We start from the raw sequence: 21,842 nt of genomic DNA, 5'->3' as shown, positions 1-21,842 counted from the left end.
CTAAACATCCATAGAACTCACATGAACCACCTAGCTGAAAGGCACCCACGTTAAAATTTTCAAAATAAAAGCCCCACGGCCATTGCCGTGAGACCTTCATTCTACCGCGACCGCTTAGTTGGCTTTGCGGAATTACTTCCCTTGCCTTCTTTGCCAGCGTTGGCCTGTTCTTCAATATTCTTGTTAGAATGCAATGGCTTGGCAAAAATCATCCGACCAGCATCCGTTTGAATAGCACTCGTCACTACAACGTCTAACTGCTTATTGATAAAGTAACGGCCATCTTCCACGACAACCATTGTTCCATCATCAAGATAAGCAACCCCTTGTTGTCGTTCGGTCCCATTCTTCACAACCATCACGTGCAGGTTTTCTCCCGGAATCACTCGGGGCTTCAACGCATTAGCCAAAGAATTAATATTCAAGACCTGAACATTTTGGAACTGGATCACTTTATTGAGATTGTAATCGTTAGTCACAATCACACCACCATTTTGCTTGGCCAGTGCGATCAGTTTGCTATCAACTTCTGGAATATCTTCGAAGTCCCCCTCATACATCTCGATGGGCATAATATGTTCATTTTGCAACTTGTTTAAAATGTCCAATCCGCGTCGACCCCGGACCCGTTTGATTGAGTCGCTAGAATCTGCAATGTACTGTAATTCATAGAGCACGAAGTTGGGGACTAGTAAGGTTCCTTCTAGAAATCCCGTCTTAGCCAGATCATAAATCCGACCGTCAATCAGGATATTGGTATCCAAAATCTTATAGTGATGGAAGTTTGGTTCCGTTTCCTTATCCAAGACCTGTTTGTCGGTCTCTTCTTCAGCTTTCTTGCTTCGCGACTGGAACAGCTTACGCCATTCTTCAAGTCGAATCTTACTCAGCCGCGCCCCAATCCGGTAACCAAAGTACCCAAATAAAATCATCAAAATCCACGGAATAACTGTGCCGATGAAAAATGACGGTACTCGGAACAAGAATTGTGAAATCAATAAGGCGAGGGCTAGACCAACAATCGTTAGCAAGCTACCGAAGATCAACGTCATCGGGTTCTGTCGATTCAGGTACGCTTCGATTCGATTGATCAATCGAACCAGCACACCCGCAAAAAGCGATCCCAAAATAAGGAAAATAATAGCACCAAGCAAGATATTAACAATGATGTTGTTGACCAGTCGGCTGGTAATGCCCATCACTAACCAAGCCCGGGTGAAATATGCGGCACCCATCACGCCACCTAAGATAGCGAAAATAATCAAAATAACTGTCTTCTTATGCATGTTTACATTCACCTCCCTTCAAAGTTACTTTGGCCTTACACGTCCAAAGCCAGTTTTAACGCTTGTCGTAACGTTGACACGCCGACCACATCAATTCCGGGATCGGGCGTCCACCCTTGAAGGTTATTCTTGGGAATGAAGATCCGCTTAAAGCCCAGTTTTTTCGCTTCCGCAACCCGTTGTTCAATTCGATTAACCCGACGGATTTCACCAGTCAGGCCAACTTCACCGACAAAACAATCCGTTGGCTGCGTGGCCGTATCGCGATAACTCGATGCAATCGACAGTGCAATTGCCAAATCAATCGCCGGTTCATCCAGCTTAACGCCACCTGCTGCCTTTAAAAATGCATCTTGATTTTGGAGCATTAGATTGGCCCGTTTTTCTAGCACAGCCATCAACAACGACACCCGATTACGATCCAGGCCGCTGGATGTGCGTTGCGCATTACCAAAGACCGATGGTGTAATTAACGCCTGAACTTCTACCAAAATTGGCCGCGTACCTTCCATTGATACCACAATGGCCGAGCCGGTTGCGTCCTTCAATCGTTCTTCCAAGAAAATTTCTGACGGATTAGCAACTTCATACAAGCCACCTTCACGCATTTCAAAGATACCCAACTCATTCGTTGACCCGAATCGGTTCTTGACCGCTCGGAGAATTCGGTACGTATGATGGAGGTCACCTTCAAAGTAAAGAACCGTATCTACCATGTGTTCCAGAATCTTAGGACCGGCAATTGCGCCGCCCTTCGTCACATGCCCCACCACAAAAATAGTGATGCCATTGGTTTTGGCAATCTGCATCAGCTCACCAGTGACCGCACGAATTTGTGAGACCGAACCAATCGCCGACTCGATTCCCGGCGCCTGCATGGTCTGAACGGAATCAATGACCACGTAATCAGGTTTCATCTGTTCAATGTTCGCGCGAATACTGGCCATATCAGTTTCTGGATAAAGATACAAGTGGTCGCTATTGACGACTAACCGATCCGCCCGCATTTTAATCTGTGACGCACTTTCTTCTCCAGAAACATACAACACTTTACCGCCTGTTTGGCTGAGTTGCCCCGATACTTGAAGCAAGAGGGTTGATTTTCCAATTCCAGGATCACCACCGATTAGGATCAAAGATCCCGGCACAATTCCCCCACCCAGCACTCGGTTCAGTTCTTCCATTTGCGTCTTCGTTCGGCTTTCCGTTGAGTGTTTAATCTCACTCATGAGTTGTGGGTGTGACCGTTCTCCGGAAGCAGTGGTCCGGGTTGATTGTGGCTTGGCGGCAGCCGGTGTGACGACTTCTTCCACCATCGTGTTCCACTCACCACAATTGGGACAACGCCCCAAATAACGGGGTGAGCTATAATCACAATTTTGACACACATACGTTGTTCTTGGTTTCGCCACATTCATCCCTCTTTTTCAAATTGGTCTACTGTGTATATTTTAGCATATCTAACCGATAAATCCCCACTAGTCTGTCAGGGAATTTACGAATCAATTAAGTCCGATCAGATGAGCCAAAGCCACCGATACGTTCCTGTTGCGGTGCCTGTTCATCATCGGCCCGTAAATATGGCATGAAAATGCCTTGCGCGATTCGCTGGCCTTTCTTGATGACAACATCGCGGAGGCCAAAATTCAGGAGTTGCACAAAAATTTCACCCTCGTTTTTCTCGTTATTATAATAATCTGCGTCAATCACGCCGACACCGTTGGGCAATACTAATTGATGCTTCAATGGATTGCTCGATCGATTGGCTAAAATCAAGACTTCCCCCGGCTGCATGTAGGCCTTAATCCCCGTTGGGACCAGGTATGGTTTTAAATCATGCTGCCCCGCTGTCAGTTCATCAGTTGTCAACGCCTCACGGTGACGTAATTGCTTAAAGGCATGCAACACATCATGTCGCCAAATGGACGGTAAGGTAAAATCAGTGGCACACTCAAAATCATAACCCGCCGATTGTTTAGTCGTTCGGTAAGGCAGTGTTAATCCCTGATCCGCGTACTTACTCACAATTTCAAATCCTCGTTGCATGGTTAACAGCACTCCCTTAATCTTTTTCGTTCTGTTACCAGAATAAGCAACCTGCCCGTAGATTACCAGTAAAATTCTTCGCTCTTAAGAAGTTTTTTCCATCCATAAAAGGAGTTGACAAGTGTCGCCTGATAGACCAGAATCAAAGAGTAAGACTGGTCATGAAAGGAGTGCCCGTATGACAATCACGGAACAACCTGGTCAACTGAGTATCACGGTTGATGAACAGCTGTTGGCGCGCTTACACTATCTACCGTTAAGCGATTCACGTTGGGTTTTGGAACAATTATTTGTGCGCCCCAACCAACCTGCGGCTGAACTAGCTGAGCAACTGATAAATCGTTTTACTAAGCTTGCAACGGCCGCTAACGTCACAGTCAATGTGTTGGACCCCTATGCCAAACGGTACTTCGTCCAGCATCCAGCACCACAATTATTGGCAGCCAATCAGTTGCCAGTGACCGGTGCGGCGGCAATTCAACCAGCCGCTTTACACTTAGAACACGTAGAAGAGGAGTAATTTACTAATGGATCAAAACGCATTAAAGGCCCTCGTTGGTCAAGAAGCAGTTAAATACGTTGAAGATGGCATGATCTTAGGCATCGGGACTGGCTCAACCGTCCGTTACATGATTGATGCCCTTGGGGAACGGGTTAAAAATGAAGGCCTACACATCATCGGTGTTGCCACGTCAGACCGTTCTGCCAAGCAAGCTGAATCCCTTGGGATTACCATCAAGGAACTTGACGAAGTCGATCACCTCGATTTAACCATCGACGGGGCCGATGAAATTGATGACAACTTCCAAGGAATCAAGGGTGGCGGTGCCGCTCATCTCTGGGAAAAAATTGTCGCTATCAACTCCACTAAAAACATGTGGATCGTTGACGAAAGCAAAATGGTTCACCATTTAGGTGCCTTCCCACTCCCCTTAGAAGTGATTCCATTTGGTTCCAGCCACGTTCTAGAAAAGCTAAACAAGATGGGCTTCAACCCCAGCTTCCGGATGACAGATACTGGTGAACATGTCTTGACCGATTCCAAAAACTACATCATTGACTTACACCTCGGCCGGATTGATCACCCCCACGACTTAGCGAATACACTCAATGGCATTGTAGGTGTCGTTGAACACGGTCTGTTCTTAGACACGGTCAACACTGTCATCGTTGGTCGTCAGGACGGTCCCGAAGTTTTGAATGCTCGCGACTAATTAAATAGTTAATAACTGATTGCCCATTTGCCGGTTTCTCGCCGTCAAATGGGCTTTTTTAGCTAACGACTCACCGGACCAGGTTAACGCCCCTGTCCAGTAGTCCAGTATTACTTAAAATGCCGAATCACCCAATAAATCCCAAAAATGATCCCGCCAATTAAGGCAAAGAGCACCACAAAACAGACCAGGTAGTAAATTGAATCGCCTAAATTAACCACTTTCCCACCCCCATTCAATAATGAGAAGCTATCGTCTGTCCCCGAACCAATGGCCCACATAACCGCTCATTTTTAGAAGTCATTTCTGTCAATTATCCCCTATACTACCGTGATTTACTAGCGAATCTTCGCCAACTTCTCTAAAGCTATACAAAAAATGAGAAGATTGGCGTACAATGAGAGAATAGTTAGGAGAGTGAAGATAGTGAGTAAAGAAATCACAGCGGATCAAACCGCTCGTTATCAACAAGCCTTAGCCAGCGATGCTAGTGCCAAGGTGATCGAACGTGCCGTGACGCATCAAGGAATCTTAGCCACAGCAGCCGACTATGCTTCTGAAGCCGACATGAGCCCAGTATTTTCCATCGACTTGGACACAGGTAAAGTGGCCAACCAAAAGCAAAGTGGTCGTTGCTGGATGTTTGCTGCATTAAATACCATGCGGCATCATTTAGCTGATCTCTTTAAGTTAAGCGACTTTGAACTATCCCAGAACTACACATACTTCTGGGATAAGTTTGAAAAGGCCAACTATTTCTACGAAAATGTTTTGGCAACGGCAGATCAACCAACGTCTAGCCGTAAAGTGGCCTTTCTCATGACAACCCCACAACAAGATGGTGGTCAATGGGATATGCTCTGTGCCATCATTGAAAAGTACGGAATCGTCCCTAAGTCTGTGATGCCCGAAACTTACAACAGTTCCAAGTCTAACGAGCTCAACAGCACGCTGAACTTAAAGCTACGTAAGGATGCCACTATCTTACGTCAATTGGTTGCCGACAAAGCGAGCGACGATGAAATCGCAGCTGCTAAAGACAAGATGCTTCAAGAAGACTACCGGATCTTAGCCTTTACGTTGGGCGAACCCGTAAGCGAATTTGATTTCGAATATCGTGATGACGATAAAAACTACCACATTGATAAAGGTCTGACACCTAAGACCTTCTTCGATAAGTACGTCGGTTGGGATCTCAACGATTACGTTTCCATTATTAACGCCCCAACAGCTGACAAGCCATACAATCACACCTACACGGTGGAAATGTTGGGTAACGTCGTTGGCGGACGCGCGGTTAAGCACTTGAACGTCTCCATCGAAGACTTTAAGCAATTAGCCATCAAGCAACTCCAAGCTGGCCAATCTGTTTGGTTCGGTTGTGATGTTGGTCAAGAATCCGAACGGCAAAAGGGAATCATGGACACTAAGTACTACGATAAAGATACCCTCTTTAACGTTGACTTCTCCATGACTAAAGCTGAAAAGTTGGACTACGGCGAAAGCCTGATGACCCATGCCATGGTCTTAACTGGCGTTGACTTAGTCGATGGTCAACCAACCAAGTGGAAGGTTGAAAACTCCTGGGGTGAAAAGGTCGGAACTAAGGGTTACTTCGTCATGAGTGATGCTTGGTTGGACAAGTATTGTTACCAAGTTGTGGTTAACAAACAATTCTTGCCAGCTGACTTGAAGACTACTCAAGAAACTGAGAAACCAACTGTCCTAGCACCATGGGACCCAATGGGTGCTTTAGCTTAATTGGCTACTCGAAAAAACGTCCGAGAATTTTCTCGGGCGTTTTTTATATTGTCACGATAATATCACGCACCTATACGTGTACCAATACGTCAATAAAAAAAGTCAGCGGCACACGTTCACCGCTGACACCTGGTTATTTCAATTTCATTGGTTTCATAATATGATCAAAGGTCGCCATCGCTAAACCTTCCGTCGACCACTCAGGGTACATCGTTTTCTTCTCAAAATTATTCGACAGGAACACCACACCGGTCTGTCCGTCATGACTCATCACAAAGGTACTCTCATAATCATCACCCATGCCATGGCCATAATAACCACGTTGATTATCCAAATGATACATGCCACCAGCGTAATGAATCGATTGCTGCCGTTCATGGAGTACATTAGCCCCGGCCTTAGTACTTAACAAACTGCCTGAAATGATCGCCCGTTCTGCCCGGAAGACATCCCCCGCACTCATCGTTGCATTCCCCGTCGCTAGCTGACTCGCTAAATTGGCTGGCGCCGGTTTATGCGGCTGACTGTAATCTCGTGGAACGGCACCCGCATATCCCAATGTCATGCCCTTAGTCGTCGTTCGCAGTTGAGCAAAACTCGTATGGTTCAAATTCAGTGGTGTCACTAGTTGCTGATAAAATAACTCGTAGTAAGAATCATGCGTGACCTGATGCAAGATCCCCGCTAGTAGCGCATAACAAATCGGTTGATAGTCAAACTGCCCAACCTTTTTCGCATCCACTTTGGCATTTTGACTGGCATACTTGTACACTTCATTTTCAGTCAAGGTCGTAGCAGGCCGCAGCTGACCAACGATCCCGGCCTCCATATTCAGCATTTGCCGAATGGTGACCCGTTGGCTCCCAGGAATCGATGGGTAATATTGACTTAACTTATCGGTCAATTGCAATTGCCCAGTCTGGGCAGCCTTCATCACCAGCATCCCCGTCATCGACTTTTGGACAGAATTAATCATAAATTGTGACCGAACCGTATTTTTCTTATGGTGTTGGGCATTGGCCATCCCAAACGCCTGTTGATACACGACATGACCCTTCTTAACCACCAAAGCCGTGCCCACGAACTTTCGATTCTTCAATTCTTGCCGCAAGTGTGCACTGAACTTCGGGGCCGACTTACCAGAGTTAGCTTTATCAAACGCCGTTTTCTGATGATTGCGCTGTTGCCGACTAATCGCCGCCGCTTTAGCAATCACCGCATGGGTCTGCCGCGCATGCCGATGATTAGTCGCCGCAACTTCCTGCTTGTCTTGTTGATCGATTTGGTGCATCCCCAACACCACGCCGCCAATCCCCACGATGACAGCGAGCAAAACCGCCCAATGGCGTAAGTTTCGTTTATTCAATTTTCTCAATCCCCCAATTAGAGTCAATCTAACCTTTAACCTGATTATACGAAAAAGCCGGCCAAAAACAATCAGATCACCTGATTATTTTCGCCGACTAACCGAACTTATTATTTCTTTAAACAATTTAAAGCACTTGTTTGTCCAATACATTAAGCCGCGAATCAAATTCATAACGAATCGGTTCACCATTAGCCACTTCTACCTGACTAATATCAGCATCCGCCACCCGATCAAGATACTTAATCAGCGCCCGCAACGTACTTCCATGAGCCACAATGAGCTGGTTTTGACCATCGAGCAACCGCGGTGCCACCTGGTCTTCCCAATAAGGCATCAGGCGATGGTACGCCATTTCTAAGCTCTCACCCCGGGGCTCAACGTGCGGTCCAAATACATCGTAACGTCGATCTTGACTCACATGATCTAACAGTGGGGGGACGGCAGAAAAGCTTCGTCGCCAAATCTTAACCTGCTGTTCACCTACCTGCTGCTGGATGACGGCTTTATTTTTCCCTCGCAAGGCGCCATAATGCCGTTCATTCAGCCGCCAAGACTTGTACTCTGGAATGTACAACTGGTCAATCGCAGCAAGCACAATGTGTGACGTCACAATTGCGCGTTGGAGCATTGACGTATGCAACGCTGAAAACTGAATCCCGGTCTGCGCAACTAATTGTCCCGCCGCTTGAGCTTGTTCTCGTCCCCGAGCAGTCAAAGGGACATCGCTCCATCCGGTAAAAATATTGTCGCGATTGGCGACACTCTCTCCATGCCGTAATATGACCAGTGTTGCCATTAATCACGCTTCCTTTCTATCTCAATTCTCACCGCTAATCATAACATAGCTACCCACAACTTGTGTAAATTTTCACGCATAGTTCTTCTCATAAAAAAAGCTGAACAGTTGGCAGTTCGCCCCTGTTCAGTCTTATTGCATTAATCAATTGGCGACTCTGAATGTACCGTCAATTTAGTTGCAACCGCATCATCCGCTTCTTGAAATTCACGCGCGTCTTCCTCAGCCAAAGCCGATTCGCGAGCCTTAACTTGGTTACCCATGAAGGTAATCACAGACCCAATCAGGATAATGACAATCCCAACGATGGTATTGGTCAAGATCTTTTCATGAATTAAAACGGCTGCCAAGATGGGCGCTAGCCCCGGCTTGATGAAGAACACCAGTGACGCTGTCGACACGTCGGAGCGTTCCATTGCCAAAAAGTAAAAGGCGAAACCACCACCGGTCACACAAACACCTATAAAGAACAAAATCCAAAAATACTGCAAACTGACATTTTGCAAAATCGGTAGTGCCGCAAACTGGCGTAACCAGCCAACTTGTCGCATACCGCCGGCAACAACTGGAATATGCGTGACTAACATCACCACCAAGAGCTCCAAGGCCCCCGCAAAGAATGTGAAACAGGTCATAATAATGCCATTAAACTGGTGCCGTACAGATCCCCATCGTGAAACGATGCTATACAACCCAAAAGTTAACGCTGAGCCAATTGCCAAAATCAGTCCGACTGGATTCGTCAAATGTGCGGGATTAACAATCACCACTAGCCCAACGATTGAAACAATCACGGCTATCAAGTTTGCACGGCCGAGTCGTTCATGCAAGATCAGGTAAGAGAAGATTAAAGCAAAGACTGGGTTACAGCTGAATAAAACAGCTACCGTTGAGGCCTCGTCAACAGAAATTGCCAGTTGATAAAGGGTCATACTAATAATGACACACACGAACCCCGTTAGAAAAAACAAGCCCCAATCGGACTTGGTCAAACGGTGATGTTGCTTATGTAGTGCCCGTAACGCGATTGGCAAGAGGACTAACCCACCGATAAAGAACCGAATTAGGTTCAATTGGATGGGATTAAAGGCCCCACCCGCCGACTTCAAAGCAATTTCCATCGAACTAAACATTAACGTTGAAAACGCGATGTATAACAGTGTTTTTCTCAAAACTAGAACTCGTTCCTCCTTAAAAGACACCCCGTAACTTAAGCCACGTGCTGCACAATGACCATGAGAATCGGAATCACCACTAAACTTAGGAGGGTCGTTTCGGTTACCATAATGGCGGCATAATCAGCGTCAGCGTGGTACAACTTAGCCACGACCGGGGCATTGGTCATGACGGGCATCGCTGCCTGTAAAATAAAGACTTGTTTCATTAATATTGGCATACCAGTTGGCAATACCAACAAGGCCATTAACACCGGCGCAATAATGAACCGACCTAGTAAAATCCCCAAGCTATCACGGTCTAACCGAACATTTTGCAACCCGGCCCCGGCAATCGCCGTGCCAATAAAGATCATCGATAAGGGAATGGTCAGCCCTCCGACGTATTGAAAGTCCTGCATAATCCAATTAGGCAATTGGATATTTAATAAGACCAGCAAGACCCCCACCATAAAGCCTAATAATGGTGGCGAAAAGATTTTACCTAAAGTCTGCTTAAGGTCAAATTTTGACCCAGCTTGCCCATCGCGTTGAATCAGATACACACCCAGTGTCCAGAAAAACGTGGTATTGGCCATATAATAGACCAACACAAATGGCAAACTTTTTTCACCAAATAAGGCTTGATTGACGGGTAGACCCACAAAAACCGTATTTGAATTCAAAAACATGGACTCAAATAATCCCCGCCGATTGGGATGGATTCGGAAAATATGAAAGGCTAGGATCGACAGACCAAACATAATTAGCATCGACACCACTGGAAAACGGAGATCCGGTAAAGTCCTTTTCAAGGTCTCTGCCGAGAATTTCGCTGTAATCGTACTAATCATGTAAGCTGGCAACGCAATTTGGGTAACCAACCGTGCGATCAGCTTAGGGGCTTGTTCATCAAACCACCCTCGCCGCGATAGAACGTACCCGAGGCCAATCATCACTAAGATAATTAAAACACCGGAAACACTACGAATAAAGACGGCCATTCCGGGACCTCCCTGTTAAAGATTGTAAAAAAATTAGAGTTTCTTAAGCAACGCTTTTAATTATAGCACGCCCCTGCTATCTATCCTTGACGCAACCGGTTACAATTCCACATTTATCAGCCTTACCCTTACCTTGACAATGACTAAGATTTTTTAAAATTTGGACTAATTGGCCCAGTTTTTCACGAATTTATCCGGTCCGAACGTTTACGAATCGCCGTTTTTATGGTCTAATAAATTAATTGAGTCTACAGATTAATTCCAGGGGAATTTTAAGATCTGGTAAAGTCAACGGGCCTTTTTACCTTATAAGGCCCCGTTCCGATTTATAATGGGTAAAGATTTTGATGAGGATGAGGAAATAACTATGCCAAATGATAACGAAACAAGACGGCAACATCGACCGGAAGATTTCGAACAGGTCTATAGCAGCCGTGCCGACCGTAACTCTCACTATAAAGCACCACAGGTACATCCCCATCGCCCCGTGATGTGGACTATCGTAATTGCCCTACTCGTATTGCTAGGCGGGGGCCTAGCTTACGGGTATCAAGCATGGAACTCGGCCAAAAAAACGTTCAGTCAAACCTATGAATCTTCTAACGCAGCTAAAAGTCGTAATGTCTCAGCGGTCTTAAAGAAGAATAAACCCTTCTCGATTCTGTTAATGGGGACTGATACGGGGGCCTTAGGACGTTCTGATGTCGGCCGAACCGACACCTTGATGGTTGCCACCATCAATCCGACAAAGGAAACGGCCTATCTCACTAGTATCCCTCGGGACACACGGGTAACGGTTGGCTCTGGTGTCAACGCTTCGGTTCAAAAGATTAATGCGGCTTACACCATTGGCGGTTCGAAAACGGCTGTAAAGACCGTTGAGAATCTGCTAGATATTCCCATCGACTTTTATGCCATCGTGAATATGGGTGGCTTGGAAAAAATGGTAGATGCTGTTGGTGGTGTCGATGTTACACCACCACTGACTTTCCATTATGGTGCCGCTAATGTCACCAAGGGTAAGAAGATTCACTTGAACGGCAAGCAAGCCCTCGCCTACTCCCGGATGCGCCACGAAGATCCGTTAGGTGATTATGGCCGGCAAAAGCGACAACGGCAGGTCCTTCAGAAAATGGTCGTTAAGGCCGCTGGCTTATCATCAATTACACGCTATCAAACCATCCTCAAATCACTCAATGGTAACTTGAAGACTGATTTGACCTTCGATGATCTGATGCAGATTCGGGCTAAATATGGAGACGCTTCTCATCATATCAAGTCAGAAACACTACAAGGACAAGATGCCATGATTGATGGCTTATCTTACCAAGTCCCAACAACTAGTGAGCTTAAAAAAGTGTCCAATCATATTCGTAAAACATTGGAATTAGCCAATACGACTAAATTTACAACGGATGCTGATACTGACACGACTGGTTCTACCGCATACGGTAGCAGTGATAACAGTGGTTACGGCTACTAATAAACTATAAAAACCAACCATTCCTTTGCGAATGGTTGGTTTTTATTTACACGAAATTAAAAATTCCCCTTGCCAATTTGACAATTTTTCTATAATATCTAAATAGTAATAATTACTATTTAGATTGAGGAGAGAAAATCATGTCATCTTTTTGGAAAAAGCTATCCTTGTTAATCGTCTTGTTCACACTCGGTGGCACCTTAGCCGCTTGTTCGTCCCAAAAGAAAGCTACCACTAGTCAGGCAAAGCCAATCCACGTCGTTGCCAGTCTCGACTTTTATGGTGAAGTGGCACAAGCCGTCCTTGGGGATCACGGTACTGTCACGACAATCATTAAGAGTCCTAGCATTGATCCGCATGACTTTGACCCCACCCCCAAAGACGCACAGGCTGTCACCACGGCCAATGTGGTTCTTTCCAACGGCATCGGTTATGACGCCTGGATGCAAAAGCTCGTGAAGAGCTCTGGACGTAAGGGCGTCACTAATTTGCGTGTCGGTGAAGATGTTATGAAGAAAAGAGTTGGGGACAACGAGCATCTTTGGTATGATCCACAGACAATGGCGGCTCTAGCTAATGCCCTTGCCACTCAGTTCGGTAAACAGGCCCCCAAGTACAAACAGATTTATCAAAAAAACGCTGCCGCTTATATTCGCCACCTAGCCCCCTTACAGCAACAGATAAAGACGCTCAAGCAGCGAAGTCATCAACAACGAGTTGACGTTAGCGAACCTGTTTTTGACTACGCCTTAACGGCCCTCGGCTATCGGCGTAATAATTCTAGCTTTGAAATGGCCGTTGAAAATGGCACCGATCCTTCGCCTAAATCCATCAAAGCTATGCGCCAAGATATCATCAATCACCGAATTGCCTTTTTCGTAAACAACTCCCAAGCTAGTGACAAAACTGTCGCAACTATGGTCAAATTAGCCAAGCAACATCACGTCCCCGTCCTAAACGTTACTGAAACACTACCTAAAGGTAAGACCTACTTGAGTTGGATGCAATCTCAATACCGCCAGCTTGCCAAGATTCAGCAAGAAGCGGCCCACTAACCCAGCGAAAGACCTCGCTGACATATTGCCACATCGGTTAATACCATAAATAGGGTTTCCAAGAACTAGGTAGCTTCTTGGAAACCCTATTTATTATTGCAAATTATTTCCGTGTCATTCAGTCTACTGGTCCCTTAAATTAGGATTTAGTCTGCGTACCCGGCACCTTATCCGTAAAATCCATCGCCGATATCCGACCATGACGTCGTGCATAAAACAAAACTGCCAATCCAGAAAAGGCCACCGTAACCCCCAACAATATGCCCATCTCAGGAAGCGCTGTATTTCCAATCATCAGCGTCTCCCGTAATCCATTGACAGAATAGGTCATCGGCAACCAGGGATGAATGGCGTTAAAAAAGCCATTCGATAGCTGAATTGGGTAAGTACCGGCCGAGCCACCCAACTGTAACACCATCAAGATCATGGCGAAAAAGGCCCCCGGTCGTCCTAACACCAAATTCAGCCAATACACAATTGCCATGAAGGCCGCTCCTGTGCACAAAATCATCACGAAAGTTGCCCATGCATGAACGGGTGCCAGACCATCAATTAATTCCAAAAGACTGATAATCAGTATCGCTTCGCCTAGAACAAATGCCCCCATAATTGATGCCTTACCTGTCCACCAAGCCACCCCACTTCGCGGATATTTCCGTGGTGTATACATATCAAACATCATATTGAAGGCCAAAGCCCCCACAAAGAGGGAGACAGACACCATGTATGGTGCCATTCCCGTGCCATTATTGGGTGCATCGTCGCGCTCCGTATGGCTAGTAGTCGTTGGTTTAGCAAACTGCCGGTAAGTTAGCTGAGACGGATGTACCGTCGCACGATCCCCCGCCTTTTTAAGTGAGGTAGCTAATTTTTGATTACCCGTTTGTACTTTGGCTGTGCCAGTCGTCACTGACTCGGCCCCAGTTGCTAGTTTCCGTGTGCCAGCCGTTGCCTGCTGATTACCAGCAAGAATGGTTTGCATCCCCGACGTCAACCTTGGTCCATTAGTCGCCAAGGTCGTTAAGCCACTTGTCAGCTTAGTCGCCCCGGTATCCAGCTTTGTAACCCCTTGTTTTAACGCTGGCGTCTGTTGCGCTAACTTCGTCAGACCCGCAGTCACTTGGGCTGCCCCACTAGTTAACTGCTGATTTTTAGCTGTTAACTGTTGGGTTCCCGTCGCTAACTGGCTACTTCCTGAAGCCAGCTTTGTCGTACCAGCTGTTAGAGAATTTCCCTTAGTGTGCAACGCTTGCGTTCCAGCAGCCAAAGTTCCTGCCCCATCAGCTAATTGACTGACACCACTAGTTAACTGAGTGGACTTAGACGCCAATGTTTGCAACCCCGTGTTCAGTGCTGATAACCCCGAATTGGCTGTCGCTAAATGCTGGCTGAGCGTGTCTGCATTAATCGTCAAAGTATCAATTGCCGTCGCCAATTCATTCTGCTTACTTGCGGCCATCGTGAGTTGGGTTGAAAGTGCCGCAACATTCGTACTATCTGGCAGTTCGCTCAGATCTTGGCTTAATTGTTGGGCCGCCCGTTGGACCGCATTTAAAGATTGATCGTTCTGGCTGCTGGCTGTGTCGGCCGTCTTTAACATTGCCGCCTTTTGACTAGCCGTTAATCCAGCCTTATCCGCAGTCGCTGCTAGTTGACTGTGCAAGCTCGACTCAGCTGTTGTCTTAGCGTTAGTCATTGTCGTTAAGGCCGTCTCTAACTTTTCTGCATCCTGCTTAACTGCGGCCTGGGTTGTCGTACTCTCTGCCAAGCGACTAACCGCATGTTTTAAGGCCGCCTGTTGCGTGGCCGAGCCACCAAATGTCGTTTGTACCTTCTTCAACCCCGCTGCCAGTGCCGCGCTACCGGTCGTCAATTGTCCGACACCCGAACTTAACGACTGACTATGGTCAGCCACCTGGTTCAAATTGGTATTTAACTGAGTCGTCTTTTGATTCAGTGTAACTAACTGCTGACTCAACGTCCGAGCACCAGCATTGGCATTCGTCACACCAGCAACGTACCGTTGGGCCCCAGTACTGACCGTTTGTGACCCACTGGCTAATTGACCAGCAGCCACGTTCACGTGGTCTGCTCCCTGCGTATAGGCGTCCACGCCTTTGCTGACCCGTTGACTCCCCGTTGCCAGTCTTTGGCTGCCCACAATTAATTGCTGAGACTTCTGTAACAGTTGGTCCAACCCCGTTGTTAGTTGCTGACTTCCCGCTTGAGCTTGGTTGACGCCAGTAACATACGTTTGCAGGTGCTCGGTAAGTGTCTGTTCACCATTAGTTAGTTTGACAGAACTAGCTGCTAACGTCTTTAAACCACCGGCGACCTTTTGATCCGCCACCGTCAGTTGACGGCTACCCTGTGCTAACTGGTGGTTGCCCTTTGCTGCCGTCGTCAATCCCGTTCCCAACTTTTTGATTGACGTAAACATCGTTTGTGCATAGCTCTTCGTCACCTGCTCACCCACGCTTTGTGCGGCCGCTTTGGCGGCACTTTCCGTCATCTTAGCCGCAGTAAAATTGTGCCCGGCGCTCGTTTCATAATGTAATACCATCTTACTTGGCCGTTTGGTCATTAATGTCGTCGCGTTGTGCGAAAAGTTTTGTGGAATCGTCACAATCATATAGTATTTTCCCGCCTTGAGGCCCCGAGCGGCACTTTGGGCACCAACAATTTTGAAATCCATCCCCTGAGAGTGTCGCAAATTGGTTGACAGAGTCTGCCCGGCTGCCAGGTGTTGCCCCTGATAATCTACAGCGTGGTCATGGTTCACCACAGCCACCGGCAGATCTGATAGTTTCCCATAAGGGTCCCACATCGACTTTAAAAAGGTTACTGCATATATCGACGGGATCAACATAATCACAAATAAAACAATCATTAGCAGCTTATGCTGTTTTAAATACCGCCATTCTGCTTTAATCATCGCACTTCCCCCTTGTTTATGCTATAGTGTGAACAACTTAACCTCATTCGGTCATACAGCATACGTATTTTGGCGGAGAACTTCCACAACAAAAAGACCCAACCTGAGGATTAAGCCACACTTTCGCCTCATTTGGGGTCTAACTAGGAGGAACTGATGACCGATCGACGTGTTCAACGTACCAAAACAGCCTTACGTCAGGCCTATCGTAAAATTGCCCGACAATATCCTTACCATGACATTACCGTTAAACAACTCACCGATGAAGCTAATATCAATCGCAAGACATTCTATTTGCACTATGACTCTATCGACGACTTGGCCTACAGTTTCGCTGACGAAATTGCCGATAAACTCTTAAAACTATTGTTTCCCACCCCAGGAACGACATATTCAACTGTCGAACCTGGCTTCTGGTACGACCGTCTGTCGGCTTTTTTCGAAGAAGCCCCAGACTTTTACACCTTTATCCTCACCTCTGACGACTATAGCTTTGTATCACGGCGGGCTAAGCGCCAAGTTGCCATCGGTTTAACTCAAAACTTTCAACTCGGTTATGGCCTAAGCAAAGCCGATGCCAAGATTTGCGCTAATTTTCTTATCGACGGCACCTTAACCCTGTTCCGGCTGCGCATTACGGGTCAAATTGAGATGTCGTCTGCTGAGCTGAAACAAAAAATAGTGGCCTTAAATCTCACCGGACTTCGTGGATTTCTTAAAAGTTAATGTCCGTCATCGGAATAAACGATATAGGCGTTGTTCTTTTTCGAAAATGCGTTAAAATGGATGTAAACTAACAAGCCGATTTACCAGCAAAAAAAGCTACTAAAAGGAGCACACGGTTATGTATCATTTTTTTGTTCAACCACAAATTAATCAAGATAATCACCGAGTCTTTGGCTATGAAGTACTTTTACGCAAACAACAGCACGATTGCTGGGTATTACCTAAACACTTCACAGATATCTCTATCCCAGAACAAACGAAACTATTGGAGGAAACCGCTAATTCATTGCATACAGCTGTCAATAATCAGGTTTTAGCATTTAACATTGACAATCAGCAATTGCGAAATCCACTGACACTAGGATCGATCATCGCTTTGAAAAAACGGATTGCCCCAGCCGCTCTAACCATTGAGTTGACCGAGGCACCTTCGCTTGAAGAGATAAAGACCTTCAGTCTTGCTGTGCATCAGTATGGGATTGATCTAGTTCTCGATGATGTTGGCACTGGATCAAATACTTATCAAAATATTCGCGACCTGCTGCCGTTCGTCGATGAAATCAAATTCGCGATGCAAAATCTCCGGCAAACCGGTGAAGAGGCCTTAATCCCATCGAGTCTAGCGTTCTGGGCTCAGGTTGCCCGTGATTATCGGCTACGCCTAATTCTCGAAGGTGTCGAAGATGAAAAAGATCAAGCATTGGCCAAGAAAAATCACATTACACTCCATCAAGGTTACCTTTATGGCAAGCCTAGCTTGGTTTAATCCTCATTCATCTCAAAAATAAGACAACGACAGTGGCCGTTGTCTTATTTTTGGGCATTTTTTTAACTTTTACTAATATGATATGATATTAATAGCAGTCGTTAAATAAATGAATTAATATGTAATTAATGGACTAATTAACATTGAAACTTATAGCAGATTGGAGGACAACTAACCATGACCTGGTCACACTGGTTCGTGGCGCCCGCAATTACAAGTCTCTTTTTCTTACTGGGGGTCTTAACCTTATATTGGTTTTTAACCAACCGGATCGTCCGCCTGTTACAAAAGTTCGGCTACCATCCCGACCCCGAAACTGTTCGGAATGTCTTTGGCCTCCTCTATATGATTGTGATCATATTTGGCCTCCAATTCTCAGTTCGCGACTCAGCTAACAGTTGGGTTTTTAGCAATTTTAAAATTTTTGCGGTCGTTTTTGTCAGTTATTTCTTGTTAATGGATATTCATTGGTGGGAGACGATTGGTACAATTCTCATCTATATGGGCATTAATGGCACGCTAGGGATCCCTCTCTCCTGGATTTATGCCGGTGTCTACGTCGCCTTATTTTACGTCATGAAGGCCATGCGCACCCGTAAACAAGATCATTGGACAGACTATTTCCGCTTCATCATCCCATCACTGATCTTATCAGCAATTTTGTGGGCCCTTATCGGCTTTCGCTTTCACCTCACGACGACTAATATTCTGTGGGAAATGCTATTCATCTTCCTATTGTTAAGTATGATGTACCTCTACGTTGATTCACTTATGACCGGTGCCGCAACTCTGGCCCAGTTAACCTACACCACTAACTTTGATGAATTGACACACGTTAATAACTACTTTGCTTTTAAAAATGATTTCGAAGAACAATTTGCCCACAGTCGCACAACAAATCAGCCACTAACGCTTATGTTGTTTGACATTGACCACTTCAAACAAGTAAATGATACCTATGGGCATTTAGCCGGTGACTACGTTCTCAGCCACACCGCCCAATTAGTGACTAAGCAACTTGGTGAACTCGATGAAACCCTTCACCTCTACCGCACTGGTGGCGAAGAATTTACGATTCTATTTACTGGCTATACCACCGAACAGGCGGCGCCCTTAGTTCACTCTATCGCGCAGCGCGTTCGTGAGGCACACTTCTCTCATGATGGTCATCAAATCTCGATTAGTATTTCGGTTGGGGTGACCCAACTTCGTACTGACGACGATCAGCGAGTCGATATTTTCCATCGCGCAGATAGTAACTTATACCACTCCAAACAAACTGGCCGGGATCGCGTCACGATCCAATAACTAACGACCTATCGCAAACACCCCACTCGACAAATTAACTGTCGAGTGGGGTGTTTGGTATTGCTCATCAGTAGCTGGTTGCATTCCCCATTGGTGGCGTGTAGGCTTAAAGTACTTATCTCGAGGGGGAATAACAACATGGTATCTGCTCTGAAACGATTTTGGCAAAGCCCATTAACTGCTTATTACTTTGCACTAATCTTGCTCATCATCCTTGCCTGGAACGCCCGGGCCTTCTTATCCTTAACGCTGTTCACGATCATCTTCATCTATCTTGGTAATGCGGCTACTATGGGACTTGAACACCGGCTTCACGTTCACCATTTAATTGCGACCCTGTTAGTGTATCTGATCTTTTTAGGGATTCTAGTAGCTGCATTTGCGCAAATCATCCCGCCACTGGTCACGGAAGTTTCCCGATTACCACACACGCTCAAGGAACTGGTCACTACCTATCCCCAATTAGAAACCACCCTGACCAGATGGATTAAAAATCTGACTCAAAATGCCTCAGTGATCAACAACGGTAAAACCTTATTTACAAGTGGCATTGTTAAGTTATCCCGCTTTAGTTCTGGTGTGGAAACCGTTATTTTGGCCTTCTTCTTTAGCTTTATTTTCAATCTCACGAAGACCCAGTTACGCCACTTCGTTCATGCATTTACCAAAAGCCGCTTTTCCCGTTTGTTTGTCCCCATGGGTGAGTTGATTCTGAAATTTGTGACTATTTTCGGTACGGTTATCGAAACCCAATTGATGATCTGTTCCATCAATACAGTGTTGATGGTGATTGGCCTTTGGTTAATCGGCATGCCTAGCCTCTTAATTCTCGGAATTATGGTTTTCTTTCTCGGCTTGATTCCGGTTGCTGGTGTGTTAATCTCGCTCATTCCACTGACCATTATCGCTTTTATCAGTGGTGGCATTCTGCGCTTGACTGCGGTGTTAGTTCTCGTGATTTTAATTCACTTGTTTGAATCTTACTTTCTTCATCCCCGTCTCATGGCCAATGCGACTAACTTGCCTATTTTCGTGACCTTTATTACATTAATCGTTAGTGAAAGAATCGTCGGCGCTTGGGGATTAATCGTCGGCGTGCCACTGGTTGCCTTCTTCTTAGAAGTCTTCGACGTGCAACTCAAGCCCCATCGACCAACGACCATAGAGTCAAACCATCATTGATAACGTTGCCAATCCAAAAAGGTGATCACTGAGTAAAGACCAGTGACCACCTTTTTTCAATAGAAAATGCCTAACCAGTAGCCGCCAATGCCCAATACAAAGACACCCGCTAATAGCCACAACGGTTTTACATGGCGCCGTAGCAACCCCACACACCCCACCGTTAAGATGAGGGGAACGAGTCCCGGCAATAATTGATCCATCATTGCTTGGAGCGATAAGGTTGTCTGGTGGCTCGTCGCAATAATTGGGGCCAATCTAACGTGAGTCCATCGGGGAATGATGGCCCCCATCACAAACATTCCCACAATTGAAGCTCCCAACGTCAATTGTTGTAAGACCCCACTACTGAGGCTCGTCACCACTTTCAGGCCTTGCCGATATCCCCAACGCTGCGCGCCCCATCGAAACCCGAGTCGTACTAAATTCCAACCTAAGAAGAAAACCAGTGGTCCAACGATACCGAACCCACTCAGAGCCAAACTAGCGGCAAAAGCACTCAGGATTGGCCGCCAGGTGCCCCACCAAACCGGATCAGCCACACCGGCCAAGGAACCCATCATCCCAACCTTAACCGCATTGATGTCGGTAGCACTCACAGGTTTTCCATTCGCTCGATCCTCTTCTAAAGATAATGTCACTCCCGTAATTAAGGACTGCATATAGGGCATGGTATTAAAGAGTTCTAGGTGTCGCTGAGCCGCAGCCCGCATTTCAGCCTGATCAGTCGCATAGAGCCGTCGAATTGCCGGAATCATAATATAACAGAAGCCCAGATTTTGTAACCGCGGATAATTCCAAGCAGCCTGTTCCCATCCAGAGCGGCCAAAAATCAAAAGCTGGTCGCCTAAGGTTAATGTTTTTGGTGCTCCCGAATCTGTCATGTTCGCTGTCTCCTTACAAGTCATCTAGTTCACGATCCAATTCATCTTCATCCGTAGAGGTTGGGCCGGTGCCACCACCATGTGGATGGCCCAATCGTAAGTAAATGATGGCTAAGCCAAATCCAATCAGCCCCAAAGCGACCAGACTAAGGTGGCTATCCGTGGCCAGTGCAAATCCAATGAAGAAAAACGGCCACAATTGCCGCGTTGCCATCATATTAATCACAATGGCAAAACTGACAATAACCAATAAACCGGCGGTCACGCGCAATCCACCTTGCAGTACCGCTGGAATTGCCTGATAGCCTATTTGCAACCACTGCGTTGGGACCATCATTAATAGGGCCGTCGGTACTAACACCCGTAGTCCTTGTGAGACCACGGCACCGCGCTGTAGCCAATCAATTTGTCGTAAATTACCATTAGCGGCTGCCACATCAGCCTGTCGAACCAGTGGTACGATCAGTTGGCGTAATCCGCGGGTTAACCCCTGACCAATCAGTGCTAATGGGATCGCCACAATGACTCCCATGGCGACCGGCAGATGTGCCGGGCCACTCACCCACCAAGCAGCCACCACAGCAGCCAATGCTGGATCTGGTGCCACCGCCGCACCAATGTTCATCCACCCTAACGTGACCAACTGAAGTGAAGCCCCCAGCGCAATCCCCGTTACTAAATTCCCCGTTGCCAATCCCACAAGGGTACAGGCAACAATGGGCTGATGGAATTCCCATTCGTCAATCACCCCTTCAACCCCGGCCAAAAAGGCGATAAGTAATACACCCCAAACATTCACTAGCTGCTTGACTCCCTTCATATCATCTTAAATCTGTTTACTCGCAAAAACACCCCGCTCGATGAGAGTAACCC

General features: G+C 46.4%; 20 protein-coding genes. 9 read left to right on the top strand and 11 right to left on the bottom strand.

The genetic code is table 11. From position 1 onward, the window contains the following. Positions 1-101 precede the first annotated feature (101 nt). The 3 genes from FC61_RS10015 to FC61_RS10005 form a co-directional block, all read right to left on the bottom strand. On the bottom strand, positions 102-1,286 hold the full coding sequence (locus FC61_RS10015; RefSeq protein ID WP_021741476.1) for a PIN/TRAM domain-containing protein: 1,185 nt from the start codon (positions 1,284-1,286) through the stop codon (positions 102-104). Positions 1,287-1,321: 35 nt separating this feature from the next. Continuing rightward, a complete protein-coding gene (gene radA, locus FC61_RS10010; RefSeq protein WP_042516665.1) occupies positions 1,322-2,698 on the bottom strand; it encodes a DNA repair protein RadA in 1,377 nt (458 codons plus the stop codon). A 94-nt stretch (positions 2,699-2,792) separates the two neighbouring features. Next, positions 2,793-3,332 carry a dCTP deaminase/dUTPase family protein gene (locus FC61_RS10005; RefSeq protein WP_021741478.1) on the bottom strand — a complete coding sequence of 180 codons (540 nt, stop codon included), beginning with the start codon at positions 3,330-3,332 and terminating at the stop codon, positions 2,793-2,795. A 178-nt stretch (positions 3,333-3,510) separates the two neighbouring features. Here FC61_RS10005 and FC61_RS10000 point away from each other — a divergent pair, with 178 nt between their 5' ends. Beyond that, positions 3,511-3,852, top strand: a complete 342-nt coding sequence (locus FC61_RS10000; RefSeq protein ID WP_021741479.1) for a hypothetical protein — start codon at positions 3,511-3,513, stop codon at positions 3,850-3,852. Positions 3,853-3,859: 7 nt separating this feature from the next. Next, on the top strand, positions 3,860-4,546 hold the full coding sequence (gene rpiA, locus FC61_RS09995; RefSeq protein WP_011667345.1) for a ribose-5-phosphate isomerase RpiA: 687 nt from the start codon (positions 3,860-3,862) through the stop codon (positions 4,544-4,546). A 110-nt stretch (positions 4,547-4,656) separates the two neighbouring features. Here rpiA and FC61_RS12490 read toward each other — a convergent pair whose 3' ends face one another. Beyond that, positions 4,657-4,827, bottom strand: a complete 171-nt coding sequence (locus FC61_RS12490) for a hypothetical protein (RefSeq protein WP_021741480.1) — start codon at positions 4,825-4,827, stop codon at positions 4,657-4,659. A gap of 145 nt (positions 4,828-4,972) precedes the next feature. Here FC61_RS12490 and FC61_RS09990 point away from each other — a divergent pair, with 145 nt between their 5' ends. Next, positions 4,973-6,307 (top strand): C1 family peptidase, encoded by a 1,335-nt coding sequence (locus FC61_RS09990; RefSeq protein WP_035464379.1) that lies wholly within the window; start codon positions 4,973-4,975, stop codon positions 6,305-6,307. Positions 6,308-6,440: 133 nt separating this feature from the next. On the opposite strand, the gene FC61_RS09985 is transcribed toward FC61_RS09990, so the two are convergent. The 4 genes from FC61_RS09985 to FC61_RS09970 form a co-directional block, all read right to left on the bottom strand. Then, positions 6,441-7,673 carry a serine hydrolase domain-containing protein gene (locus FC61_RS09985; RefSeq protein WP_024525649.1) on the bottom strand — a complete coding sequence of 411 codons (1,233 nt, stop codon included), beginning with the start codon at positions 7,671-7,673 and terminating at the stop codon, positions 6,441-6,443. Between the two features lie 127 nt (positions 7,674-7,800). Continuing rightward, positions 7,801-8,472 carry a 2,3-bisphosphoglycerate-dependent phosphoglycerate mutase gene (locus tag FC61_RS09980; RefSeq protein WP_021741483.1) on the bottom strand — a complete coding sequence of 224 codons (672 nt, stop codon included), beginning with the start codon at positions 8,470-8,472 and terminating at the stop codon, positions 7,801-7,803. Between the two features lie 140 nt (positions 8,473-8,612). Next, positions 8,613-9,644 carry a DMT family transporter gene (locus FC61_RS09975; RefSeq protein ID WP_024525650.1) on the bottom strand — a complete coding sequence of 344 codons (1,032 nt, stop codon included), beginning with the start codon at positions 9,642-9,644 and terminating at the stop codon, positions 8,613-8,615. 38 nt (positions 9,645-9,682) lie between these two features. Further along, the gene (locus FC61_RS09970) at positions 9,683-10,630 is read right to left on the bottom strand and encodes an AEC family transporter (protein ID WP_011667339.1); all 948 of its coding nucleotides are present in this window, start codon (positions 10,628-10,630) and stop codon (positions 9,683-9,685) included. Between the two features lie 367 nt (positions 10,631-10,997). Here FC61_RS09970 and FC61_RS09965 point away from each other — a divergent pair, with 367 nt between their 5' ends. Both FC61_RS09965 and FC61_RS09960 read left to right on the top strand, forming a co-directional pair. After that, positions 10,998-12,113 carry an LCP family protein gene (locus FC61_RS09965; protein ID WP_024525651.1) on the top strand — a complete coding sequence of 372 codons (1,116 nt, stop codon included), beginning with the start codon at positions 10,998-11,000 and terminating at the stop codon, positions 12,111-12,113. A 140-nt stretch (positions 12,114-12,253) separates the two neighbouring features. Then, the gene (locus FC61_RS09960) at positions 12,254-13,168 is read left to right on the top strand and encodes a metal ABC transporter solute-binding protein (protein ID WP_021741485.1); all 915 of its coding nucleotides are present in this window, start codon (positions 12,254-12,256) and stop codon (positions 13,166-13,168) included. Between the two features lie 139 nt (positions 13,169-13,307). On the opposite strand, the gene FC61_RS09955 is transcribed toward FC61_RS09960, so the two are convergent. After that, entirely contained in the window at positions 13,308-16,103 is a 2,796-nt protein-coding gene (locus tag FC61_RS09955; protein ID WP_021741486.1) for a YhgE/Pip domain-containing protein, read from the bottom strand. A 156-nt stretch (positions 16,104-16,259) separates the two neighbouring features. Between FC61_RS09955 and FC61_RS09950 the strand changes: the two genes are divergently transcribed. The 4 genes from FC61_RS09950 (at position 16,260) to FC61_RS09935 (ending at position 20,085) form a co-directional block, all read left to right on the top strand. Next, positions 16,260-16,829, top strand: coding sequence for a TetR/AcrR family transcriptional regulator (locus tag FC61_RS09950; RefSeq protein ID WP_021741487.1), 570 nt, complete (start codon positions 16,260-16,262; stop codon positions 16,827-16,829). 118 nt (positions 16,830-16,947) lie between these two features. Beyond that, entirely contained in the window at positions 16,948-17,595 is a 648-nt protein-coding gene (locus FC61_RS09945) for an EAL domain-containing protein (RefSeq protein ID WP_021741488.1), read from the top strand. 177 nt (positions 17,596-17,772) lie between these two features. Next, positions 17,773-18,903 carry a GGDEF domain-containing protein gene (locus FC61_RS09940; protein ID WP_021741489.1) on the top strand — a complete coding sequence of 377 codons (1,131 nt, stop codon included), beginning with the start codon at positions 17,773-17,775 and terminating at the stop codon, positions 18,901-18,903. 138 nt (positions 18,904-19,041) lie between these two features. After that, positions 19,042-20,085, top strand: coding sequence for an AI-2E family transporter (locus tag FC61_RS09935; RefSeq protein ID WP_021741490.1), 1,044 nt, complete (start codon positions 19,042-19,044; stop codon positions 20,083-20,085). Positions 20,086-20,141: 56 nt separating this feature from the next. On the opposite strand, the gene FC61_RS09930 is transcribed toward FC61_RS09935, so the two are convergent. Together FC61_RS09930 and FC61_RS09925 are read right to left on the bottom strand one after the other, a co-directional pair. Next, entirely contained in the window at positions 20,142-20,969 is an 828-nt protein-coding gene (locus FC61_RS09930; protein WP_024525658.1) for a PTS system mannose/fructose/sorbose family transporter subunit IID, read from the bottom strand. 13 nt (positions 20,970-20,982) lie between these two features. Continuing rightward, positions 20,983-21,768, bottom strand: a complete 786-nt coding sequence (locus tag FC61_RS09925) for a mannose/fructose/sorbose family PTS transporter subunit IIC (RefSeq protein WP_235803831.1) — start codon at positions 21,766-21,768, stop codon at positions 20,983-20,985. Positions 21,769-21,842: the final 74 nt, after the last annotated feature.

Source organism: Levilactobacillus brevis ATCC 14869 = DSM 20054, assembly GCF_001433855.1.
Lineage (GTDB): Bacteria > Bacillota > Bacilli > Lactobacillales > Lactobacillaceae > Levilactobacillus > Levilactobacillus brevis.
Note: the sequence above shows the minus strand (reverse complement) of the source record. Positions and strands in the feature narration are given on the sequence as shown.